1 pseudogene is annotated in these 1,376 nt (G+C 64.2%); it reads right to left on the reverse strand.

The features are described from left to right. Window positions 1-1,376: pseudogene (locus GBC55_RS29705) on the reverse strand (glycine dehydrogenase (aminomethyl-transferring)); the annotation flags it as partial.

Consider the following 1,376-nt stretch of genomic DNA (forward strand, 5'->3'; position numbering starts at 1 on the left):
TGAATGATCCCGCAGATTTCGCGGATGCCTTCTTCGAACACACCGTGGGTCGACGGGTAGGTGATCATCAGCGCGGCGAGGTGTTCGCGGTGCTCGATCGCCTTGGCGCGCAAGTCTTCGATGTCGACGTTGCCACGAGCATCGCAAGCGGTCACGACCACACGCATGCCAGCCATGTTGGCCGTGGCGGGGTTGGTACCGTGGGCGGACGACGGGATCAGGCAGATGTCGCGACGGTCTTCGCCACGGCTCTGGTGGTATGCACGGATGGCCAGCAGGCCAGCGTACTCACCCTGGGAACCGGCGTTCGGTTGCAGCGAGATCGAGTCGTAACCGGTGGCGGCGCAGAGCATCGCTTCCAGTTCGTCGGTCAGTTGCTGGTAGCCGGCGCTTTGCTCGGCCGGGGCGAACGGGTGCAGCGCACCGAATTCAGCCCAGGTGACCGGGATCATTTCGCTGGCAGCGTTGAGTTTCATGGTGCACGAACCCAGCGGGATCATGGTGCGATCCAGCGCCAGGTCCTTGTCGGCCAGCTTGCGCAGGTAGCGCATCAGCTCGGTTTCGGAGTGGTAGCGGTTGAACACTGGGTGGCTGAGGATTGGCGACTGGCGAACCAGCGAGGCCGGGATCGTGCTGACGATCGACGCGGCGAGGGCGGCGAAGTCTGGCAGCGCCTTGCCGTCGGCCAGCAGGCTCCACAGGGTTTCAACGTCGGCTTGCGAAGTGGTTTCGTCGAGGGACAGGCCCAGACGCTCGCCGTCGACGACGCGCAGGTTGATCTGCTGGGCGTGTGCCTGTTCGTGCAGCGCAGCGGTTTGCGCGCCAGTGGCCAGAGTCAGGGTGTCGAAGAAGCTCGCTTGTTCAACCTGCAGACCCATAGCGTTCAAGCCCTTGGCCAGAATCGCGGTCAGGTGATGAATGCGCTGGGCAATCTGCGTCAGGCCTTTCGGACCGTGGTACACGGCGTACATGCTGGCGATGTTGGCCAGCAGCACCTGCGCGGTGCAGATGTTCGACGTGGCTTTCTCGCGGCGGATATGTTGCTCGCGGGTCTGCATCGCCAGGCGCAAGGCCGGCTTGCCAAAACGGTCCACCGAGACGCCGACCAGGCGGCCCGGCATGTCGCGCTTGAATGCATCTTTAGTCGAGAAGAACGCAGCGTGCGGGCCACCGAAACCCAGAGGCACGCCGAAGCGTTGCGCGCTGCCGATGGCGACGTCAGCACCGAACTCGCCCGGAGGGGTCAGCACTGTCAGCGCCAACAAGTCAGCCGCGACCGCCACCAGTGCGTTGGCCGCGTGGAAACGCTCGGTCAGTTCGCGGTAATCGAACAGGTCGCCGTTGCTCGCCGGATACTGCAGCAGGGCGCCGAAGAA

This window comes from Pseudomonas sp. TNT3, assembly GCF_010095445.2.
In the GTDB taxonomy this organism is placed as follows: domain Bacteria; phylum Pseudomonadota; class Gammaproteobacteria; order Pseudomonadales; family Pseudomonadaceae; genus Aquipseudomonas.